Annotated in this window: 2 protein-coding genes; both read right to left on the bottom strand. The window is 57.3% G+C overall.

All coding sequences use genetic code 11. The features are described from left to right. Positions 1 to 62: 62 nt before the first annotated feature. Positions 63 to 821, bottom strand: a complete 759-nt coding sequence (locus ACTHUE_RS18380) for an iron ABC transporter ATP-binding protein (protein ID WP_049328943.1) — start codon at positions 819 to 821, stop codon at positions 63 to 65. A gap of 83 nt (positions 822 to 904) precedes the next feature. Beyond that, the gene (locus tag ACTHUE_RS18375; RefSeq protein WP_070695155.1) at positions 905 to 1,531 is read right to left on the bottom strand and encodes an FmdE family protein; all 627 of its coding nucleotides are present in this window, start codon (positions 1,529 to 1,531) and stop codon (positions 905 to 907) included. Between the last annotated feature and the right edge of the window lie 55 nt (positions 1,532 to 1,586).

Below are 1,586 nucleotides of genomic sequence, written 5' to 3'. Positions count from 1 at the left end.
TGAATAGACAAAGGCCGTCTGAAACCTGAACAATCGGGTTTCAGACGGCCTTTTTGTCGGATTTAGATATGGTGGATAACCAGTTTTTTGCCTTCGTAATCGAGGACGTTGACGTCCATATCGAATAGGGTTTTGATGTTTTCGGCGGTGAAAATATCGTTGGGCTTGCCCTGCATGGCGACTTGGCCGTTTTTCATGGCGACGACGTAATCGGCATAGGCGGCGGCCTGGTTGATGTCGTGCAGGACGACGACGGTGGTGCGCTTGTGTTCGTCGGTCAGTCGGCGCAGGATTTGCATGAGGGAACGGGCATGATACATGTCGAGGTTGTTCAGCGGTTCGTCCAGCAAAACGTAGTCGGTGCGCTGGCAGAACACCATGGCAATCATGGCGCGTTGGCGTTGGCCGCCGGAAAGCTCGGTCAGGTAGCGGTCGGCAAAGTCTTGCAGGTGGAACTCTGCAAGTGCTTCTTCGACGATGGTTTTATCTGTTTCAGACGGCCTGCCTTGGTGGTAGGGATAGCGGCCGAACATGAGCAGGTCGCGCACGGTAATGCGGCTCATGATGCTGTTTTCTTGGGTGAGGATAGAGAGCGTACGGGCAAGTTCGGCGGTGGGGGTAGTTTTGATGTCTTTGCCTGCGTAGCTGATGTCGCCATGTACCAAGGGCTGCAGGCGCGCCATAAAGGAGAGGAGGGTGGATTTGCCTGCGCCGTTCGGGCCGATTAGCGCGGTAATGCCGCCTTCGGGAATGTCGAGGCTGACGTCGTTGAGGATGGGGTTGCTGCCGATGGTGTGGCTGACGTTGCGGATGGTAATCATAGGCGGGTCCGAAAATGGGAAGTTGGGGTTTCAGACGGCCTTTCAGCATGAGGCCGTCTGAATTTTATTCCTGTATGGTGTTTTTAGATTTCGCTGACGGTGACAAATTCGGGATTGTCGGCTTGGTCAATCAGGAAGGCGCGGACGCGTTCTTGCCAAAGCTCGCCGAATTGTTTGAGTTCATCGGCACTTGCGCTGCCGCTGACGGCTTTGGGCATAATGTCGCGCATTTGCGGGGCAAAGAGTTGGAGAGCGGCGTTGAGGCTGACGGCAACGGTTTTGCCGGTATCGCGGCGGCGGAGCGCGAGTGTGCCGTTGATTTCGCCTGCACCAAAGGACAAGAGGTGGCGGCGGGCAAAGCGTCCGGCAGGGCCTACGCCGCCAAAGCCGGTTTCGGGTGCAGCGCCGGTAAGGAGTTGGACGACGGAAGCGGTAACGCCGGTCGTGCCCTCGTCACGCTCGCCCTGCATAAAGGCTTCAATGTCGCCGCGTTGCGGCAGCTCTGTGCCGTAAAGGGCTTTCAGGCCTTTAATGACCATCAGGTAGGCGCCGGCGACGGTCGGGCAGGAATGGCCGCACAAGCGCACGGCATCGGCGTAGTGGTAAGTGAGGATGCCGTTTTCGGCCGCGCCGAGGAAGTCGGCCAATGCGTCTTGGACGGTAATGGTCGGGGCGTCATCGAAGAATGAAGGGAGGCGTTCTTGTGTCATGAGGGTTGTCCTTTATGGGTTTGCTTAGGCCGTCTGAAGGTTTCAGACGGCCTGA

The organism is Neisseria sp. P0021.S005 (assembly GCF_051956955.1).
The sequence above is the reverse complement of the archived record's forward strand: the minus strand, read 5'-3'. Positions and strand labels throughout refer to the sequence as shown.